Annotated in this window: 22 protein-coding genes; 10 read left to right on the top strand and 12 right to left on the bottom strand. The window is 48.0% G+C overall.

All coding sequences use genetic code 11. From position 1 onward, the window contains the following. Position 1 precedes the first annotated feature (1 nt). Complete coding sequence (locus HH301_RS05435; protein WP_169567384.1) at positions 2 to 874, bottom strand: SDR family oxidoreductase; 873 nt, start codon at positions 872 to 874, stop codon at positions 2 to 4. 187 nt (positions 875 to 1061) lie between these two features. On the opposite strand from HH301_RS05435, the gene HH301_RS05440 reads away from it, so the two are divergent. Next, positions 1062 to 1364: an SCP2 sterol-binding domain-containing protein gene (locus tag HH301_RS05440; protein ID WP_169567386.1), complete on the top strand. Its 303-nt coding sequence runs from the start codon at positions 1062 to 1064 to the stop codon at positions 1362 to 1364. A 256-nt stretch (positions 1365 to 1620) separates the two neighbouring features. After that, complete coding sequence (locus HH301_RS05445; protein ID WP_169567388.1) at positions 1621 to 1824, top strand: hypothetical protein; 204 nt, start codon at positions 1621 to 1623, stop codon at positions 1822 to 1824. A 53-nt stretch (positions 1825 to 1877) separates the two neighbouring features. Here HH301_RS05445 and HH301_RS05450 read toward each other — a convergent pair whose 3' ends face one another. Further along, complete coding sequence (locus HH301_RS05450; RefSeq protein WP_169567390.1) at positions 1878 to 2432, bottom strand: 3'-5' exonuclease; 555 nt, start codon at positions 2430 to 2432, stop codon at positions 1878 to 1880. Positions 2433 to 2489: 57 nt separating this feature from the next. Next, positions 2490 to 4202, bottom strand: a complete 1713-nt coding sequence (locus HH301_RS05455; protein WP_169567392.1) for a long-chain-fatty-acid--CoA ligase — start codon at positions 4200 to 4202, stop codon at positions 2490 to 2492. A 210-nt stretch (positions 4203 to 4412) separates the two neighbouring features. On the opposite strand from HH301_RS05455, the gene HH301_RS05460 reads away from it, so the two are divergent. Beyond that, complete coding sequence (locus tag HH301_RS05460) at positions 4413 to 4631, top strand: hypothetical protein (protein ID WP_169567394.1); 219 nt, start codon at positions 4413 to 4415, stop codon at positions 4629 to 4631. 6 nt (positions 4632 to 4637) lie between these two features. Here the strand turns inward: HH301_RS05460 and HH301_RS05465 are convergent, their stop codons facing one another. After that, positions 4638 to 5576 carry a threonine ammonia-lyase gene (locus tag HH301_RS05465; RefSeq protein WP_169567396.1) on the bottom strand — a complete coding sequence of 313 codons (939 nt, stop codon included), beginning with the start codon at positions 5574 to 5576 and terminating at the stop codon, positions 4638 to 4640. A 102-nt stretch (positions 5577 to 5678) separates the two neighbouring features. Here HH301_RS05465 and HH301_RS05470 point away from each other — a divergent pair, with 102 nt between their 5' ends. Then, entirely contained in the window at positions 5679 to 6527 is an 849-nt protein-coding gene (locus HH301_RS05470) for a crotonase/enoyl-CoA hydratase family protein (protein WP_169567397.1), read from the top strand. Positions 6528 to 6533: 6 nt separating this feature from the next. Here HH301_RS05470 and HH301_RS05475 read toward each other — a convergent pair whose 3' ends face one another. Together HH301_RS05475 and HH301_RS05480 are read right to left on the bottom strand one after the other, a co-directional pair. Then, a complete protein-coding gene (locus HH301_RS05475) occupies positions 6534 to 6944 on the bottom strand; it encodes a PaaI family thioesterase (protein WP_169567399.1) in 411 nt (136 codons plus the stop codon). A gap of 85 nt (positions 6945 to 7029) precedes the next feature. Then, complete coding sequence (locus HH301_RS05480; RefSeq protein ID WP_169567401.1) at positions 7030 to 7212, bottom strand: DUF1508 domain-containing protein; 183 nt, start codon at positions 7210 to 7212, stop codon at positions 7030 to 7032. 102 nt (positions 7213 to 7314) lie between these two features. Between HH301_RS05480 and HH301_RS05485 the strand changes: the two genes are divergently transcribed. Further along, positions 7315 to 7734, top strand: coding sequence for a secondary thiamine-phosphate synthase enzyme YjbQ (locus HH301_RS05485; RefSeq protein ID WP_169567403.1), 420 nt, complete (start codon positions 7315 to 7317; stop codon positions 7732 to 7734). A 6-nt stretch (positions 7735 to 7740) separates the two neighbouring features. Here the strand turns inward: HH301_RS05485 and HH301_RS05490 are convergent, their stop codons facing one another. Further along, complete coding sequence (locus tag HH301_RS05490) at positions 7741 to 9201, bottom strand: M20 family peptidase (RefSeq protein WP_169567405.1); 1461 nt, start codon at positions 9199 to 9201, stop codon at positions 7741 to 7743. 43 nt (positions 9202 to 9244) lie between these two features. Continuing rightward, positions 9245 to 10672 (bottom strand): NAD-dependent succinate-semialdehyde dehydrogenase, encoded by a 1428-nt coding sequence (locus HH301_RS05495; RefSeq protein WP_169567407.1) that lies wholly within the window; start codon positions 10670 to 10672, stop codon positions 9245 to 9247. 156 nt (positions 10673 to 10828) lie between these two features. On the opposite strand from HH301_RS05495, the gene HH301_RS05500 reads away from it, so the two are divergent. The 5 genes from HH301_RS05500 (at position 10829) to HH301_RS05520 (ending at position 15950) form a co-directional block, all read left to right on the top strand. Beyond that, positions 10829 to 11407 (top strand): cysteine dioxygenase family protein, encoded by a 579-nt coding sequence (locus HH301_RS05500; RefSeq protein WP_169567409.1) that lies wholly within the window; start codon positions 10829 to 10831, stop codon positions 11405 to 11407. Then, positions 11407 to 12993, top strand: coding sequence for a rhodanese-like domain-containing protein (locus tag HH301_RS05505; RefSeq protein ID WP_169567411.1), 1587 nt, complete (start codon positions 11407 to 11409; stop codon positions 12991 to 12993). The genes HH301_RS05500 and HH301_RS05505 overlap by 1 nt, the downstream gene beginning before the upstream one ends. A gap of 161 nt (positions 12994 to 13154) precedes the next feature. Further along, positions 13155 to 14351 (top strand): acyl-CoA dehydrogenase family protein, encoded by a 1197-nt coding sequence (locus HH301_RS05510; RefSeq protein ID WP_169567413.1) that lies wholly within the window; start codon positions 13155 to 13157, stop codon positions 14349 to 14351. 12 nt (positions 14352 to 14363) lie between these two features. Beyond that, positions 14364 to 15497: an acyl-CoA dehydrogenase family protein gene (locus HH301_RS05515; protein ID WP_169567415.1), complete on the top strand. Its 1134-nt coding sequence runs from the start codon at positions 14364 to 14366 to the stop codon at positions 15495 to 15497. A gap of 66 nt (positions 15498 to 15563) precedes the next feature. Next, complete coding sequence (locus tag HH301_RS05520) at positions 15564 to 15950, top strand: DUF423 domain-containing protein (RefSeq protein ID WP_169567417.1); 387 nt, start codon at positions 15564 to 15566, stop codon at positions 15948 to 15950. A gap of 1 nt (position 15951) precedes the next feature. Here HH301_RS05520 and HH301_RS05525 read toward each other — a convergent pair whose 3' ends face one another. The 4 genes from HH301_RS05525 to HH301_RS05540 all read right to left on the bottom strand — a co-directional run bounded on the left by HH301_RS05525 (position 15952) and on the right by HH301_RS05540 (position 18681). Next, positions 15952 to 16533 carry a thymidine kinase gene (locus tag HH301_RS05525; RefSeq protein WP_169567419.1) on the bottom strand — a complete coding sequence of 194 codons (582 nt, stop codon included), beginning with the start codon at positions 16531 to 16533 and terminating at the stop codon, positions 15952 to 15954. Between the two features lie 6 nt (positions 16534 to 16539). Next, a complete protein-coding gene (locus tag HH301_RS05530) occupies positions 16540 to 17037 on the bottom strand; it encodes a DUF1643 domain-containing protein (RefSeq protein ID WP_169567421.1) in 498 nt (165 codons plus the stop codon). After that, a complete protein-coding gene (locus HH301_RS05535) occupies positions 17037 to 17717 on the bottom strand; it encodes a glutathione S-transferase N-terminal domain-containing protein (protein WP_206378182.1) in 681 nt (226 codons plus the stop codon). The genes HH301_RS05530 and HH301_RS05535 overlap by 1 nt, the downstream gene beginning before the upstream one ends. A gap of 73 nt (positions 17718 to 17790) precedes the next feature. After that, complete coding sequence (locus HH301_RS05540) at positions 17791 to 18681, bottom strand: hypothetical protein (protein WP_169567423.1); 891 nt, start codon at positions 18679 to 18681, stop codon at positions 17791 to 17793. Between the last annotated feature and the right edge of the window lie 108 nt (positions 18682 to 18789).

The following is an 18789-nucleotide window of genomic DNA, read 5'->3' on the forward strand; positions in this document are numbered from 1 at the left end:
GCTAGTCCTTATCCTGAAAAATCTTGGGTGTGACTGCCAGATGAAAACCGTCAAACGCAGTGTTGTTCTGATGGTTTTCCAATGGCCAATGTAGGCGGGCATTAGGCGCAGCACCGTCTACACGGATGCAATCTCCTGAAATAAATGCTGCTGCTTCTGATAAAAGAAAAACAATAGCAGCGGATGTCTCTGATTCCGTCCCCATGCGTTTCGCGGGATTGTATTCAGCCAACTTCTTTAATTGCGCCTGAAACCATTCTGGATAAGTGTCCATACCGGAAGACATAATCCAGCCTGGCGCAACCGCATTCACCCGAACACCAGCCGATGCCCATTCAACGGCAGCCGTTTCAGTAAAGCTCAACATTCCTTTTCGGGCGGCCCCTGAATGTCCCATGCCCGGCATAGAGGTCCACATGTCAGCAACGATATTTACGATGGAGCCACCACCATTTTCTTTCATCCACTGGGTGAAACACTCGCGCGCAAAAAGAAAACCGCCGGTTAAATTGTTGTTCACAACAGCCTCCCATCCTTTTTGGCTGATGCTCTCAAGGGGAGCTGGGAACTGACCACCTGCGTTGTTGACGAGGCCATGAATGGCTCCGTGCTCTTTCAGGATGTTGCTAACCGTTTCTGTAACCGCTTTTTCATCGCGAATGTCGCAGGAATGAATGGAGGCATTGCCGCCAGCGCTGTGAATCTCTTCCTGAACGGTTTCCAGTTTGTCGATTGAACGGCCAACCAGGGCAACATCTGCGCCAAGGGAGATAAGCTCGTGGGCAGTGCATCGGCCAATGCCGCTTCCGCCACCCGTCACAATAATCTTCTGACCGGAAAAAAGGTCAGGACGGAAAATAGACCGGTACCCCATATATACTGCGCCTCCCAGCTGTTTTTGTTTTTATCCTGTCAGGCGTTTTCGTTTTTAAGTTGTTTGTCTGACAAGAGTGTTTGACTTCATGGTAGGTGACGTTTACGTTAACGTCAAGCAAGGAGTTGTGCAGAAATGCTTGGCTCAAGGCCACTTAAAAGTCTAGGCGAGGAAAGGATTCCAGAGAATGGCGACTTTAGAGGAAATCACAGAAGCAATGAAAGACCGCATTGGTGAAGATTGCGGGCTTGGCGCGACCTTGAAATTCGATTTCAAAGGTGACGGCTTTATTTTTGTGGACGCGGAAACAGTTCCGAATGTTGTGAATAATGAAGATGCTGATGCAGATTGCACCATTAAAATCACAATTGAGAATTTTGAGAAACTGGCGGCTGGTGATTTGGACCCAACAACAGCTTTCATGATGGGTAAGCTTAAGATTGAAGGCAATATGGGAATTGCCATGAAACTTCAGAGTGTTTTTTCTTAAGACCTCAAATTTTGTATATTGAATCTTGAAATTGCGGCCTGAGATTTTAGGCCGCTTTTTTCTATTTAGATTCTCATATCCAAGTTGGATAGCAAGTGAAGTGCTTTATAAATCGGCTTAAACGCCAGTATTTATATGGAATTTCGAGAGGTTGAGAGAAAATTGGATGAAATTGAATTTTTTTCTGTACCTTTGAGAAACGAACCAGTATGTAAAGCCCTTCGAATTTAAACTTGAACCGAACGGAGCTAGTCACATGACAGCAAGATCTGCACGGAACGGCCGCAATCAGGGCGGCAAAAGCCGCAAAAAAGGCGGTGGCGGACGCGGTAACGGCGGAACTAAAAACTGCCGTTCAAACGCACAGCGCGCTGCTCGCAAACTGACATTGAAAATGGGGCGCCACGCTTCCCGTCGTCAGTTGAAGAAAGTCCGCGAAGCGACAAAGGCTGCTGCCTAAGTCGACTTTAAAGAAATTTAAAAAAAGCTGCTCCTAATTAAGAGCAGCTTTTTTTATGCCCCTTCCTCTAATTGGGTATAGCGCTCCCCAACATTTTGAAAACCGGATTCAAAATCCCAACCATCTTTTTCTGCGGCAATGACGATATTTGCGCAAGCCCGGCTGTCTGACAGGGCATCATGGTGGTTTAATTCCAAATTCAGAAAATGAGCGACATTTGGAAGCTTTGTTGGGCGCACATTCCACATCGATCTGGCAAGTTTGACCGTACAGACAAATTCTGGCTCTGGTGGGGGTATGTTAAAGGTTTCACAGCAGGCGTTGAGTACCTTTTTGTCAAAACCGGAATTGTGGGCGGAGAGAAAATCTACGTCTTGAAAGAGATATTCAATATCTGGCCATACGCCATCAAACAGAGGCTCTAAAGCCACATCCTCGAATGTCAGTCCATGAATATGGGTGAAAAAAAACTCTGGGCTGGGTGGCTGGATAAGACGGCTTACCTCTTCAACGATGGCGCCGTTCTCTACACGAACAAGTCCAATCGCACAGGCACTGTCAGCCCCGTAATTGGCAGTTTCGAAGTCAATAGCGAGAAATTTACTCATTGTTGCAGTCTAAAAGAAAACTCCCGGAAGGTCATCCGGGAGTTTTGAAAAAGTCGTTTAAGCAGAAGCTTTATTCTTCGCTTCGTACTTGAGTCGTTCCTCTTCAACCAATTCTTTCTTGGAGAGCTTGCCGACAAGTGTTTTGGGAAGTTCAGGCCGGAATTCCACCGCAGCAGGGAGCTCATGTTTACCAAGCTTATCTTTCAGAAACTCACGAAGTTCTTCCAGTGAGAACTCGCTGGCGCCTTGCTTCAGTTTAATAAAGGCTTTTGCCGCTTCACCGCGATACTCGTCTGGAACACCAATAACTGTGACTTCCTCTACAGAAGGATGTTCGAAGATGGCCTCTTCGATAATTCGTGGATAGACGTTAAAGCCACCGGAGGTGATCATGTCTTTTGTCCGGTCCACGATATGCATGTAACCATCTTCATCCAGATAGCCAGTATCACCGGTCAGGAAAAAGTCACCGATAAATGATTCAGCTGTTGCTTCGGGTTTATTCCAATATCCTTTCATGACATTCGGACCCTTGATGCCAATTTCACCAATTTCTCCGGTTGGCATAAGCTTGCTTTTGTCATCAACGCTGAAAATTCGAATTTCAACACCAGGTACCGGAACACCAGCTGCCCCAGCGACCCGTTTTTCGGTCATGGGTGTGGATGTGCCGGCTGGTGAAGTCTCTGTCATGCCCCAGCCTTCAAGAAGGCGGCACCCTGTAACCCGCTGGAAATGATCCTGGACTTCAACAGGAAGCGGTGCGCCGCCCGATGCACAGAATTTGAGGGAGCTGAGGTCATATTTGCTAACCTCAGGGTGATTGGCAATCGCCATATACATAGTAGGAACGCCCGGGAAAACCGTTGGTTTTTTCTTGTCCAGATCCTTCATGACTGCATCCAGTTCGAATTTTGGATGCAGGATCAATTCCGCGCCACCATCGATTCCGAAGTTCATGTTAACCGTCAGCGCATAAATATGGAAAAGGGGGAGCACGCACATCACCCGCTCTGATCCATCCACAAGAACTGCATCATCCCCTTGCTGCATGGCCCGTAACTGCTGGCATGCGGCGACAAGGTTAGTGTGGGACAGCATTGCTCCTTTTGGTAGGCCCGTTGTGCCGCCCGTATATTGGAGAACTGCGATCCTTTCGTCAGGATTTTTGACGGGAACCGCATCATATTGACCGTCGTTGGACGTTAGTTGCTTAAAGGTAATGTGCTGACTGTCCCGCGGAACGGATGCGATTTCCTTTGATTTAACCAGTGGGTATAGAAGGTTTTTAGGGAACGGGAGAACTTCCTTCAAATTACCAACAATGATTTTTTTCAATCGTGTTTTGCTGAGCAATTTTGCGATATTGGGATATAGGACCTCTAGATCCAATGTCACCATGAAGTCAGTTTCACTATCTTCAATCTTGTGAACAAGTTCTCTTTCTGCATCCAACGGGGAATAGTTTACGACGGTTCCACCAGCCTTCAGAATGGCAAAGAAACAAACAATGTAGTGAGGCGTGTTCGGCAGATAGAGGCCAACATGAACACCTTTCTTCACACCAAGCTGCTGAAACCCCTTGGCGGCCTTGTTGACCAGGCTATTAAGCTCTGCATAGGTAATTTTTTTGTCCATGAAATCGATGGCAAAATTACCCGGCCATTTTTTGACAGCTTCATCCAGAATTGCATAAACGGGTTTCTTATCGATTTCGATTTCCCATTTAACACCTGCCGGATATGATTTTTCCCACGCAAAATCTGACATATTCACTCCCCTTTAGATTCGCTAAAGCCCTGTAGACTTTTGTGATTAAATTACGTTGAACAGGTTAGGCTGGTCAAAGGGAAATTATGCCAAATTCCCGTTTTTATTGCACTTCAAAGCGTTGTTGCGCTTCAATTCCAGCTACTTTGCGTTGGATCAATGACCTCCGGTCACTTTATTCTAGCTTGTTTTCTAAAAAAGGAGAGGTGAATGACGACCGCAAGTGAACTGGCGAAAATAGCTGTTACTGAAGCGATGCAAAAGGCAGCTGACCTGAAATTAAGCGAGGATGCGCTCGCAAGAGCATTAGTAACCGAAGCCATTGGTATATTCCGGCTCAGCCGGAATAATTCTGACATCGCCAGTGAGTTGGAATTTATTGCTGAACATCTTGATGAAGATGAACAATACACCTTCATGCGGCCTTAAGGACACTTAAGTGGGTATTCCGTCAAGTCCTGCACCGCAGATAACAACACCAACTTTCTCGTCCGGCTTGGGTTTGTAAATGCCTTCGTGGAGCGCTGCTATGGCGGCCGCGGCAGATAATTCCACGGCAATACCGGCGGTATTCCATAGCCATTTGGCAGCATCGGTCATTTGATCGTCAGTAACGAGAAGAATGTTGTCTACATTTTCCCGGATCAAACTGAAGTTTGGCTCAGATGACCTGCGAGGAGCTAGTGTAGAAGCTTTTGTGGTGATTGCATCCAGCGTAACCAACTCACCAGCTTTCACGCTCTCGTAAAGGGTGGGCGCACCAGTTGCCTCAATGCCGATAATCTTGATGTTCGGATTGATCAACTTGGCTGCTGTGGCAACGCCAGAGATTAATCCGCCGCCGCCAATAGCGACCAGAAGAACGTCCAGTTCAGGGCATGCTTTCAGGGTTTCGAGAGCGATAGTTCCCTGCCCGGCGATAACAGTGTCGTCTGCGAAGGGATGGATATATGTTTTTCCCTCCTTGTCCTTGGCCTCAAGTGCGAGCGCATTTGCATCATCCCACACTGCGCCCTTTACAATGACATCAGGGGTTAGCTTCTTGAGCTTCTCAACTTTTGAGGCGGGTGTGTTCTCAGGTAAATAAATTGTGGTTGGGGTTTGGGTCAGAGCCCCTGCATAGGCAACGCCCATTCCATGATTGCCACCAGACGCGGTTACCAGGCCTCGCCTTAGTTCCTCTTCTGTTAGGGAGAGAACCGTATTCAACGCGCCGCGTATCTTGAACGATCCAGAAGCCTGCAGGTTTTCCAGTTTCAAAAATGCTTTCAGTCCGCTTTTGAGAGGCAGCTCCATGACCGGTGTTTTGTGGATATAAGGGGCCAGTCGCTCTGCCGCAGTTTCAAACATCGCTAAACTAAAATTATTACGCATTTCATAAAACCTGAATTGACGGGGTTGGAAGGGATCAGTCTATAATGACCCCATAGTGTGGAGCGACAGAATAACAGCAAAAAAGACAGCGGATCAATTCTCATGACCTATCAGACCTTAAATTACACAATCCAAAATAACATCGCGCATATTGAGTTAAACCGTCCCAAACAGTTCAATACAATGGTGATGGAGTTCTGGCAGGAGATGGTGGACGTCTTTGCGGAGATTGATGAAACGCCCGAAGCCCGGGTTGTTGTCATCTCTTCAACTGGTAAACATTTTACAGCCGGACTGGATCTTAGCGCATTCGGTGGATTAGCAGCCGAAATGAAATCGGACGTGGACGGAGGCCGCCTGCGGGAGCAAATGAAGAACAATGTGTTGGAGATGCAGGAAAGTTTCACAGCCATTGAAAAATGCCGATTACCGGTTCTTGTAGCCGTGCAAGGGGGATGCATTGGCGGTGGTGTGGATCTGGTGAGTGCGACTGATATGCGCTACTGCACAAAAGATGCGTTCTTTTGTATCCAGGAGATTAATATTGGTATGACCGCAGACGTTGGCACCTTGCAAAGGCTTCCACATCTTATTCCATCTGGTTTAGTGCGGGAACTTGCTTACACAGGGCGCCGGATGATGGCGGAGGAAGCAGCCAAGAGCGGTCTTGTAAATACTGTTTTCGATACTGCTGAGGAAATGCTGGCGGAAGTCATGAAAATTGCCGCGGTGATAGCGGCCAAGTCACCTTTGGCCATCAACGGAACAAAAGAGATGTTTAACTACACTCGGGATCATTCCGTTGATGACGCCCTTCGCTATATGGCGGTCTGGCAGGCAGGTATGTTCTTTTCAGATGATTTGTTTGAGGCCGCAACCGCAAATGCTGAAAAGCGGGAGCCTGTTTTCAAGGATATGCTCCCACCTAAAAAACTGGTTCGCCGAAAATAAGGGCTTCTATTTACCAAATATCTTCCAAATCCCGTCGGCGGTCATGATTACCTGATCGCCGACATATAACTCGCCTCGCATGAAGACGACGGACATTCCTTGACGGGTGATGGAATATTTTAAATCGACCCAATCCCCTTCTTTGGCAGAGGAGACAAAGTCAAAATTCAAAGTGATTGTTGCGCATGGCTTTTGGCCGACCGCACGAAAAACGGTATGTCCCATCATTTCGTCGGTGAAGCTCATCATCATCCCGCCATGTAAAATCCTGTTGGCGTTTGTATGCTCTTTTTCTACCAGAAAGCCGAAATGGTACTTATCACCTTCGCGTTTGAAATAGAGCGGGCCAATTTTTTCAGGGAATCTTTCTGGGGATTCATATAAGCGATATCCCTCAGGGATCTGAGCTGTCGTCATCTGCACTCACTTTCTTGTTTTGATGTGCAGTATGACGACTTTTTTTAGCTTGGCAACTCACTCAATCTGTAAAAGGGATATTGTCTTACTCCTCGTTGAAGCCGTTTCGGATTGCATTGTCCAGGCAGTCCGATTTGTTGTGATAGCCTTCAGTTGAGGCTCCTACAATACGACCGTTTGGAGCCGTACGCTGCCATCGCCACTCGGGTTTGCGGGCATTATTATCTTTGTAAAATTCCCATTTATCGTCTTTTCCAAGGTTGGACATCACTAATCTCCGGGGTGTATGGATATATGTAAACGTGCCAAGACGAGACGTTTTAATTTTTATTTTGTGAGTGAGACGAGATCCAAAAACTGGGAGCGCAAAATGTTGCAGGTTAGTGGTGAAATATCTGTTCGGACGCCTGGCCGCGCGCTGGTGGATGTGACGCGTCAGATAGATGACTGGTTACAATCGCAAAATCTGTCCGAAGGTGTTCTGACGCTTTTTATTCAGCATACATCTGCCTCTCTGACCATACAGGAAAACGCAGACCCGGATGTTCTTGTCGATCTGCTAGGATATTTTGAGCGTCAGGTGATAGATGGGGATCCAGCTTTTTATCACCGGGCGGAAGGGCCAGATGATATGTCAGCACATATCAGGAGCAGCCTCACCGATGTATCGCTGACAATCCCTGTCCTGAACGGACGCATGCGCCTTGGGACCTGGCAAGGTATTTACGTGTTTGAGCACCGGACCAGCCCTCATCATCGAAGACTGGCCCTGAATTTCATAGGAAGTTGATCCAGGCTAGTTCCCGGTATTTTCCATCAAACGAATATAGAAACGGATAATTTCTCCGTAATTTTTAATAAGGATCCGTTCATTCGTGCCATGAACACGGCCAAGATCATCTGGACCGAAGCGCATGGGAATAAAACGATAGCTGTTTTCAGCAAGATCCTCGTAATGCTTGCTATCTGAGCCGGCCAGCATCAAACCTGGCGAGACCAGAACATCTGGAAGGACTTCCTCAATCGTTCTTTTGATTTGGCGATAACTTCCGCTTGTATGATCTGAAACTTTCGAAGGCTCGTTCCCTTGCTTGATCTCGATCTTAACATCAGGATCATCGACGACCTGGGTCACATGATCAATAACGCCTTGTACAGTGCTGCCGGGCAAGATCCTGAAATTGACAACTGCTTTGGCTGTTGAGGGAAGCACGTTGTCTTTGGTTCCGCCTTGAATAATGGTTGCTGCAGTAGTCGTTCTGACCATTGCATTTGTGGCGCCACCTTTGCCAAGTTGGCTAACCAGAACAGGATCCAGGAGCCAGCGATTGGAAATCACAGCTTTTAAGGATAGAGGCATGTAGGGTGATAGGGTTTCAAACATGTCTGTAACAGGCCGGCGCAGGGCGGCAGGCAGACGGTTATCCTCGATCCGCGCAATTGCTCTCGCGATTTTTCCTACTGCTGTCTTGCGAGGTGGAATGGACGAATGTCCCCCTTCCGCAGTCGCGGTTAGTTCAACGGTCAGATATCCTTTTTCTGCTAGCGCAATAAAGGCAATAGGCTGGGAAACTCCAGGCATGATATCGTTGACGACAACCATGCCCTCATCAAGTGTGTAAGCAACCTTAACACCCTGGTCAGCAAGGTATTTAGAGATTTTGCCCGCACCGTGATCGCCACCGATTTCCTCATCGTGACCGAAGGCGAGATAAATGGTTTGCTTGGGCTTTAGGCCTGCCTTCAAATGATATTCTGCAGCTTCCAGCAGACCAAAGACAGAAACCTTGTCATCCAAGGTACCCCGACCCCAGATTGCACCGTTTACGATCGCGCCTGAGAAGGGAGGTTGCTCCCAATTTTGCTCTGTTCCTTCCTCAACTGGCACCACATCCAGATGTCCCATCAGAACAGCTGCAGGAAGGTCAGGGTCCCGGCCTTCCCATTTGTAAAGAAGGCTGTAGCCGCCAATCACCTGTTTCTCAAGTTTCTCGGCAACGGTCGGATAAGAAGTTTCGATCAGGGCATGCAACTCATCAAACGCGTCCGCTTCGACAGGCGCGTCGTGGGAGTAGGATATTGTCTTGATCCGAACTGCTTCGGCCAGCCTGTTTGCAGCGGCCATCTCATCAATCTTAACCGACGCGATGGCCGTTCCGGTTTTCTCCGGTGCTGTGTTCATGACGGTGTTGTAGCCAATGACTCCAACAAGCCCGATGATGACCAGCACGATCAGGATCGCAAGTTTTTTGAACAAGTTAATCTCTCCCCGGTAATAAATTACTGGGGAGAACTATAGCTTAAATTGAAAATCCGCCAAGCTTGGTTTCCAGATATTCTGCAATCCCTTCATGACCACCTTCGCGTCCGAGGCCGCTTTCCTTCATGCCACCAAAGGGTGCAGCTGCGGCAGTTGGGTTAATGTCATTAATCCCGATAATGCCAAATTTGAGTCCCTCAAACATCCTAAAGGCTCTGCCAATGTTCGGTGTATAGACGTATGCTGCCAAACCATAATTGGTATCATTGGCTTTCTCGAGAACCTCGTCCTCAGATTCGAAGGTCAGGACAGGAGCAACAGGGCCAAAGGTCTCTTCACGGTAAATCAGCATATCCTCGCGGACATCTGCGAGTACGGTAGGGGCGTAGAAATGCCCTCTGTCCAAGCCATCGTCCAAAAGCCTATGTCCGCCGCAGACGAGACGGGCGCCTTTTTCAACGGCATCGTTCACTTGCCGTTCAACTTTCTCAACTGCACCGGGTCCGACAAGAGGGCCAATGCTGATCCCATCTTCCATGCCATTGCCACCACGCATGCGGCGAACTCGGTTTTCCAGTGTTTCGATAAATGGCTCTGCAATTGATTTGTGAACGAAAATTCGGTTGGGGCTAATACAAGCCTGACCAGTGTTTAGAAACTTGACCAGAGATACGCCCTTCGCAGCATGTTCAGGATCTGCATCTTCGAACACGATAAATGGTGCATGTCCACCCAGTTCCATGGAAACCCGCTTCATGTTGGCTGCGGCACCCTGCGCAAGCATCTTGCCCACGTTCGTCGAGCCAGTGAACGTTAGCTTGGCGATTTTTGGGTTATTGATAAATTCATCACCGATAGGTTTTGGATCTTCTGCAGTAACCAGGTTGACAACACCTTCTGGAATGCCCGCTTCTTCAAAAATCTTGAACATCTCAACAGCGCAAAGCGGAGTAGATTCAGCTGGTTTTAAAACAATTGTGCAACCGGCTGCGAGGGCAGGCGCAATTTTCCGCGTCAGCATGGAAATCGGATAGTTCCATGGGGTAACGGCACCGACAACCCCAACAGGGTGTTGCTGGACAATAAAGCGCTGGTCTCCACGTGGAGCCGGGAGAGTTTCACCATAAATTCGTTTGGCTTCTTCCGCGTACCAAAGCAGGAAGTCGGCTCCATATTGCACTTCGTTACGAGCAGCTTTCAGAGGTTTTCCCTGTTCGCTTGTCATTGTAACCGCCAGATGCTCTTTCTTTTCGATCATCAGGGTATAAGCCCGATACAAAAATTGGGAGCGTTGATATGCCGTGGTTTTTGACCAGCTCTTGAAAGCGTCTGCCGCGGCATCAATGGCTTTCTTAACGTCGTCCCGACCACCGTTTGGAACATCTCCCAAAATGTCACCCGTAGCAGGATTAGATACTGGGAAGCGACTGTTATCGGCGGCTTCACACCACTGGCCATTAATGTACATGTTCGTGCCTGTCTTTGTTGATCTAAGGTCTGTATAACAATTTAGTCCTCGGCCATAACGCATTCAAGCAGCGCCTGTAAAGCCAATTTAACTTCTTATTGCTGTGGAATAGTGACGGTCTCAAGGTGTATACTTCTGAAAAAAGAGGAAGCCAAAATGTCGAAAGAGCAACAGCGTAGAGAAGCCGTTCAACAGGCGGTTGGTCGGATCCGGGATCAATTGCAGGGTCGGGAAATTTCAAAGGAAACCCTGTCAATTGTGGAGGCAGAATTAATTAAGCTGGCCAATAAAGAGGATTTATTTTCGTTCGAGGATTTCCCACCACCAAGCGATGAAGACCCCAGATCTAGTTGTCTATACCGGTTGTCAGAAGATGAGGATCATGGGCTAGCCTTATATGCAAATGTGGCAGATGGAAAGGTGGATGCGCCGCCTCATGATCATACGACTTGGGCGGTGATTGTTGGCCTGAAGGGGCAAGAGGAGAACCGCTTTTACGATAAAGCTGCAACTGGTGTTTCTCAAAAAGGGTCAGCTGTCGTGGAAAAAGGAAAAGGGGTTTGTCTGCTCGCCGATGACATTCACAGCATTCATATTAGGAAGGGGGAGCCCGTATTGAATTTTCACATGTATGGCTTGGCGCTGGAGCAGCTTCATAATCGCCGATATTGGAGTGAGCCAAAACAGGAATGGAAAGTTTTCCCAGCTCACGTAGATATTCGGGATGCTCGCTAATGCAGGTGAAATGCATATCTGCGGCTGAGGTTCACCAACGGGTTATAGCAGCCAGCGAACTGGCGTTTCTTGATGTTCGTGAGCATGGCGTGCATAGCCAGGGACATCCGCTTTATGCCGTGCCGCTTCCCTTGAGCCGTTTAGAGCTGGAGGTTGAACGTCTGGTTCCTAAAAAATCTGTTCCCATTGTTCTGTTGGATCAAGGGGAGGCAGATGATTACGCATCTCGGGCAGCCAAAAAGTTTATCGAGTTCGGGTATGAGGATATCTCAATTCTTGAGGGCGGCGTAATGGCCTGGAAGGATGCCGGTTTTGAACTTTTTTCCGGTGTTAATGTTCCAAGCAAAGCTTTTGGAGAGTTTGTGGAGCAGACTTGCGAAACTCCACATATTACAGCGGCTGAATTGAATGACCGGCTGTCAGTGGGTGAGAAAATTGCAATCTTCGACAGTCGTCCTTATTCCGAATATCAACGGATGTGTATTCCGGGTGGTGTTGATATGCCTGGAGCGGAACTTGCGTATCGTATCCATGAGAATATTGCAGATGACACGACGCCAATCGTTGTTAATTGTGCGGGGAGAACCCGGAGCATAATCGGGGCTCAGTCGTTGATTAATGCGGGCGTGAAAAATCCGGTTATGGCGCTGAAAGATGGCACTATGGGCTGGTATTTGGAGGGATTTTCGCTTGAGCATGGCTCAAATCGAGTTGCTGGTCCGCCAAGCATGGAAGCGCACGAAAAATCTCTGCAGGGTGCGAGAGCCCTGGCCGAAAAACTCGGAGTTAAGGTCGTTGAAAAAGCAAGAGTGGATCGTCTTAAGGACTCCGATTGCGCTCTCTTTCTTCTGGATGTTCGCACGATAGAAGAGTTTGAGGAAAGACATGTCGCCGGGGCGCAGCATGCACCTGGCGGTCAGTTGGTACAGGCCACTGACGAATATGTGGGGGTTCGGGGGGCAACACTGGTCCTATTTGATGATAAAGAGGTGCGTGCTCTGATGACGGCGAGTTGGCTAAAGCAACTTGGTTGGAGGAAGGTTTTTGTCGTAACTGATTTCTCTGGTTTTGATCTCGAGACAGGGCCAATGAAAAAAATAGAGGTTGCGGGTGTTGAAACTCTGACTCCGCATGAGCTCTCAGCAGTTTTACAATCTGGTGAGGCCGTTGCTCTGTTGGATCTATCACCTTCTCTTTCTTTTCGGGCTGGCCATATTCCAAGAGCCAATTGGATGATTCGATCCAGAATTCCCCGGGATATGATGCTTTTGCCACCTGTTGGGTTGGTAATTCTGACTGCTGAGGACGAGCGCATTGCCCATCTGGCGGCCCCAGAAATTCAAGCGGTTCGGCCTGAGGTTATTGTTCGTGTTCTGGCGGGAGGAAATAAGGCTTGGAAAGAAGCCGGCCTTAATCTTGAGGAAGGCGAAACAGGTCAGCTAAGCCCACCAGAAGATGCATGGTATAAGCCATACGACAACAAGGAAAAGATCCGCGAGAGGATGTTGGAATATTTGGAATGGGAAGTTGGTCTGATTTCTCAAATAGAGCGTGACGCGACGGCAAATTTCAATATTCTCTCGTGAAAATTCTGTGGACCCATTCCCGGGATCACAAATTGCCTTTCAAATGCAGGTTAAAACTTTGGAGCTGTTGCTAGCCGGTGCTTGCAATCTTTTTGCGATACGCCTAGCATAGCGCCAAATGGACGCATTAGATGTCCTGTAGAATAATGGAGTAAACCCCAATGGATTTATCATTTACGGATGAAGAGCTGGCGTTTCAGTCAGAGGTAAGGGAGTTCTTGGAAAAGAACCTGCCATCTGACGTGAAAGAACGGTATCGTCGCGGCGTACACTTTACCAAAGAAGGTCAGGTTCGCTGGCAAAAAATTCTTAATGAAAAAGGCTGGATGGCTCCTAACTGGCCTAAAGAATATGGTGGCCCCGGCTGGACAGCGACTCAGAAGTATATTTTCGCTCAGGAAATGGGACGTGCTTCAGCGCCAAACCCCATGCCGTTTGGCGTGAGTATGGTCGGCCCGGTTATTTATACCTTCGGTACGGATGAACAGAAAAACTACTATCTCCCTAGGATTTTGAATTCTGAAGACTGGTGGTGTCAGGGCTATTCCGAGCCAGGTTCTGGGTCAGATCTCGCTTCATTGAAAACCCGCGCAGATCGGGACGGCGATGATTATATCGTGAATGGTCAGAAAATCTGGACTTCCCATGCCCAGCATGCCGATATGATTTTCTGTCTTGTGCGGACGGATCAGAATGCCAAGGCACAGGAAGGTATTTCTTTTCTGCTGATCGACATGAAAACACCGGGCATTACAGTTCGCCCGATTATCGGTCTGGATAAAGAGCATACTCTGAATGAGGTGTTCTTCGATGATGTGCGGGTGCCGATCAAAAATCGTATTGGTGAAGAAAATAAGGGCTGGACCTATGCAAAATTCCTGCTTGGTAATGAACGGACAAGTATTGCGCGTGTTGCCCAGTCAAAACTCCGCTGTGAACATCTTCGCGAAATTGCAAACACGGAAAAGGTAAATGGCGGTTTGCTGAACGAAGATCGCGATTTTATGCGCAAATTGACACAGATCGAAGTCGATCTGATGGCGCTGGAATATACAGAGCTTCGAATGCTTTCCAAGATCGAAAAGGGTGAAACTCTTACGGCTGAGCCGTCTCTTCTGAAAATCAAGGGGACAGAAATTCAGCAACGATTGACGGAATTACTTGTGGAGTCGCTTGGAATGTATGGGGCTGCTTACGATAGTCTCGAAGTTCGCGAAGGACGTAATGATCTCAATTTTGCGCCAGACTATGCCCATGGCCCAATGGCCGAGCATCTTTATTTAAAGGCCGCCAGCATTTATGGTGGCAGTAATGAAATTCAACGAAATATCATCTCCAAAATGGTTTTGGGTCTATAAGGAAGAATAAGAATGGATTTTGAACTCTCAGAAGAACAGGTTCTGCTTAAAGACAGTGTGGATCGCTTTGTTCAGGACAACTATAGCCCGGAAGATCGGCTGAAACTCTCCCAGACAGAACTTGGCTTTAGCCGGGATCATTGGAAAACCATGGCGGAACTCGGTTGGCTGGGGATGGCTTTCTCAGAAGAGGTCGGCGGTTTTGGTGGTGGTGCCGTTGAGGTCATGATCATGATGGAAAGCATGGGTCGTGGTCTGGTGCTGGAACCTTTTGTTTCTACAGTTCTGCTTGGCGGCAAGCTGGTCGCTGAAGCTGGAAGCGCCGAGCAGATTGAGCAAATCATTCCTTCTCTCATTGAAGGGGAAACAATGCTCGCATTTGCCTATGCGGAAGCCCAATCTCGTTTCAATCTAAATGATGTTCAAACAACGGCGAGCAAGTCTGGCGACAACTACATACTCAACGGAACAAAAGCTGTTGTGTATCATGGTGGAACCGCAGATAAGATCATCGTTTCTGCTCGCACATCTGGTGATGCACTAGACGCTGAGGGTATTTCTCTGTTCATCGTGGATAAAGATGCAGCAGGTCTTGATATCCGAAGCTATGCAACCGTTGATGGTCAGCGTGCTGCAGACATCCGGTTTGAAAATGTGTCTGTTCCAGCAGCAAACCTGTTGGGTGCAGAAGGGAAAGCTGCTCCAATCATTGAGAAAGTTGTTGATCAGGCAATTGGTGCGCTTTGTGCTGAAGCTGTGGGCGCGATGGCAGCCTCCAACGAGATTACCAACGAATATCTGAAAACACGCAAGCAGTTCGGTGTTCCAATTGGAAAGTTCCAGGTGCTTCAGCACCGTATGGTGGATATGTACATGGATGCGGAACAGTCTAAATCCATGTCCGACATGGTCGCCATGAAACTGGATATCGATTACAACGATGACGCTCGTAAAGCCGTATCTGCTGCGAAAGCTCAAATTGGCAAAGCCGCCAAATTTATTGGTCAACAGTCTGTTCAGCTCCATGGTGGTATGGGCATGACTGATGAATACTCTATTGGCCATTATTTCAAACGGCTCACCACATTGGAAATGCTGTTTGGTAATACAGACTATCATCTCAATCGTTTTTCTAGCTTGTCATAAACGGTAAAGAGACTTATTCAAAAAGCCGGAGTTATGATGCTCCGGCTTTTTTATTGAGGTGATGAGATGAGGTTTCCCTGGCTAGTTCTCGCGGCTCTTTTTGGGGCATTGGCCGTTGTGTTAGGGGCTATTGGTGCCCATCTTGTGATGGGCGATCAGCAGGCCACACGCTTTCACGATACGGCTTTGCAGTATCAAATGTTTAGCCTTTTACCTTTGGTTGTCTCAGATATTCTGATCCGCCGTCGCCATGGAAATGGATTTGCCTCTCTGGCTGCGTTTTTCACGACTGTAGGGATCATACTATTCTCCGGATCCCTCTATCTCCGCGCTTGGTACGACATTCAGGTTGGTTTTAATATTACACCAACTGGTGGGATCTGCTTGATTCTCGGATGGATATGCCTCGTTTTTGCTGCCTTAGTGGATATTCGCAAAAGAGAGCATAACTGATCTAATTTCCGTAAGTTGACTCTTTGAAGTGAAGGCGGCAGAGGGCGACATATTTATCGTTGCCGCCGATTTCTTTTTGTGCGCCTTCGACAAGAGGTTTTCCATCTTCTCCAACCCGGATCACCATGGTCGCTTTACGGCCGCAGTGACAGATAGTTTTGAGTTCTTTGAGTTCATCTGCCCAAGCCAGAAGATGCTGACTACCTTCAAAGAGGTTGCCTTGAAAGTCGGTGCGAAGGCCATAGCACAAGACCGGAATCTTGAGCTTGTCAGCGACTTCGGAAAGTTGGAACACCTGATCGCGGGACAAAAACTGGCTCTCATCTACAAGGACGCAATCTACGCGGCGTTCATCCAGAATGTCCTTAGTCAGTTGAAGGAGATCAGTATCGTCACTAAAAAGGCTTGCCTCGGCCTCCAGGCCAATGCGCGAGGCTATTTTCCCAATGCCATATCGATCATCAAGCGCTGCCGTCAACAGGAGGGTCTGCATTCCCCGCTCTTCGTAGTTAAAGGCCGATTGTAGGAGCGTCGTTGATTTGCCGGCGTTCATGGTCGAATAGTAAAAGTAGAGCTTGGCCATGTGGATTTAGATACCTGTCCAGGGAATTGGGCTTTGAGAATAGGATACATAAAGGGGGTGGCGGGGCTGGTCAAATTTTGTTAGCGCAAGAATATGTGGGTTGATCCCAGCATCTTTTAAGAGCTTGCGCACGTCACGATCCCGGTTCTGATGGGTGCCATGACTTCCCCAAGCGCAAATAGTCATGTCGCAGCTTTTGGCAGTTTCTAGCAGGATTTGGTCGTTGAGTGGACCAATAGGATCCTTTGCTTTTTTCAGGTTCTTTGGATCCGTTGCGCGAAAGGCAAATATATTAACAACCTCTAACGCGCCGAAGCCCATCGCCACGGCTCTTCGGTGGCAACGTTCAACTGTGGGATCATTTCGAAACGCATCAGCGGTCGATGGATTAAGCATTAAAAATGCTACGGATGGACCGTCATCCCATCTCCGCCAGAGACGATAACGGTATGTCTCGCAGTCACTGAAAACGGCATCACTTTCCCCAAAATATTTCGCGTCCATTAGTGAGCCTCTGGCAAGGTCAGGTCGGGAAAATATATCGGTGGGTTCCCTTCCTTCCAGATAGGCCTTTTCTTCATTAGGTGCTTGAAGGCGTCAGAGGAGGTCCAGTTTTCCAGCCACTCTCTCAAGTGTGGATAGGGGGCTTGGTCGAACCACTCTCGGTCACTATTGGCAAACTGCCGAATGAACGGAAAAATACCGACATCTGCAAGGGTTGGGTTTTCTCCTAACAAATACTGAGTGCGAGAGAGCCGCTCCTCAAGTTTCGTGAAAAACTGCTCCCCTTGCTCCCGATAATATTCTTTTGGGTGTTCAGGAAATCGAACATGATACTTGTAGCGATCAAGGGCAGATTTAAAGGGGCCGTCGGTCTCATTCAGTAGATCATCGATCTCAGATCGGAGCGTTTCATCGTTTGGATAGAGATTTCTCGGGTCGCTTTTCTTGGCCGCCCAGATCATGATGTCACGGCTTTCTTCAAGGACTGTCCCATCCTCCAGGATGAGGACTGGAACGGTTGCCTTTGGACTGGCTTTTATCATCTCGGCTGGTTTGTCTTTTAACAGGATATCCTTGAGCTCAATTTTTAACCCTGCATAAAAAAGCATCATTCGGGCTCGCATGGCATATGGGCATCGGCGAAAGCTGTATAAGACTGGATATGTTTTAGAGGCAGTCACGACACTTAAGAATTTAAAATAAATAGGAACACAGGGATTGAGTTATGGCAAAAGCAGGCGTCTGTAAAGGGGCTTACCAGCGTAGCCGGTTTACGCGGCGCAACATGGCTTCCCTCAGAACGTCTTGCTGCTGGGCCAATTGGTCAGCAAGCGCTTTTTCTTCGGTCTCGGCGTCCTCAATGGTGCCACCGTCACTTATTTTTGCATCGGGTACAGGTTGGGATGAAACGGCAACCGCGCGATAGGCATCAGCTGCCTCCTGAGCACTGGTTTTTTTGGAAGACCGTTCGGTTACCAATTCTGAAGGCTGTGGATGGAACACATCTTGTTTTTTATCCCAGGTAGGAGATGCCAGCAGGTTCATCTCTTTTGAATCCAGTTCCGGCGTATGTTCCATATCTTCAGCGACTAATGGGGCGTCTTCGATAACATCAGGCGTATTGGTAGTCTCTACAGTTTCAGTGACCGGCGTCTCATCTTCTTGTTCTGCTTCGTATTCGTGCTGAACACGTTCATAAAGCGGTATTCTTTTTTCAGGTTCTGGTTTGAAATTAACCTCAGAAATATCCACCTTATAGGTTGTTGATTCCAGAATTTCGCTTAATGGTTTGCGCTTCCGTTCTGTGGGTTTCCCAGTTTTGGTTGACGTAAGTTTTTCAGGCTCCCACGCTTCCCCGACTATTTTTTGCTTTTGAGGTGCTTTTTTAGGAGGCTGGTTTTTCTGCGGCTTGGCTGAAGGGCTGGTATTCTGAAGCGGTGGAGGCGCAGACGATGCTTTTTCAGATTTGGGCGCCAAGAGGGGTAAGCGTTTCTCCACCTGACCGACAAGATAAACCATAGCCGTTGATAGGCGCTTATTTCTTTTCTTCAGACGATTGTTCTCGGCAATAAGCTTCTTTTCCCGAGAAGAGAGCTTCTTCGGGTCCTGATAGTAGTTATTTAGCTTTTTGCCAGCAAAATTCATTCTGGTGTTTGCTTTAAAAGCCCCCCAATCACACCGTTTCAGTTCCGCCGATCAATGAATAATGTTTGAGCTGTATCCATTAAAGAGCCGACAGTTTAGATCAGATTA

The organism is Sneathiella limimaris (assembly GCF_012932565.1).
GTDB classification, from domain to species: Bacteria; Pseudomonadota; Alphaproteobacteria; order Sneathiellales; family Sneathiellaceae; genus Sneathiella; species Sneathiella limimaris.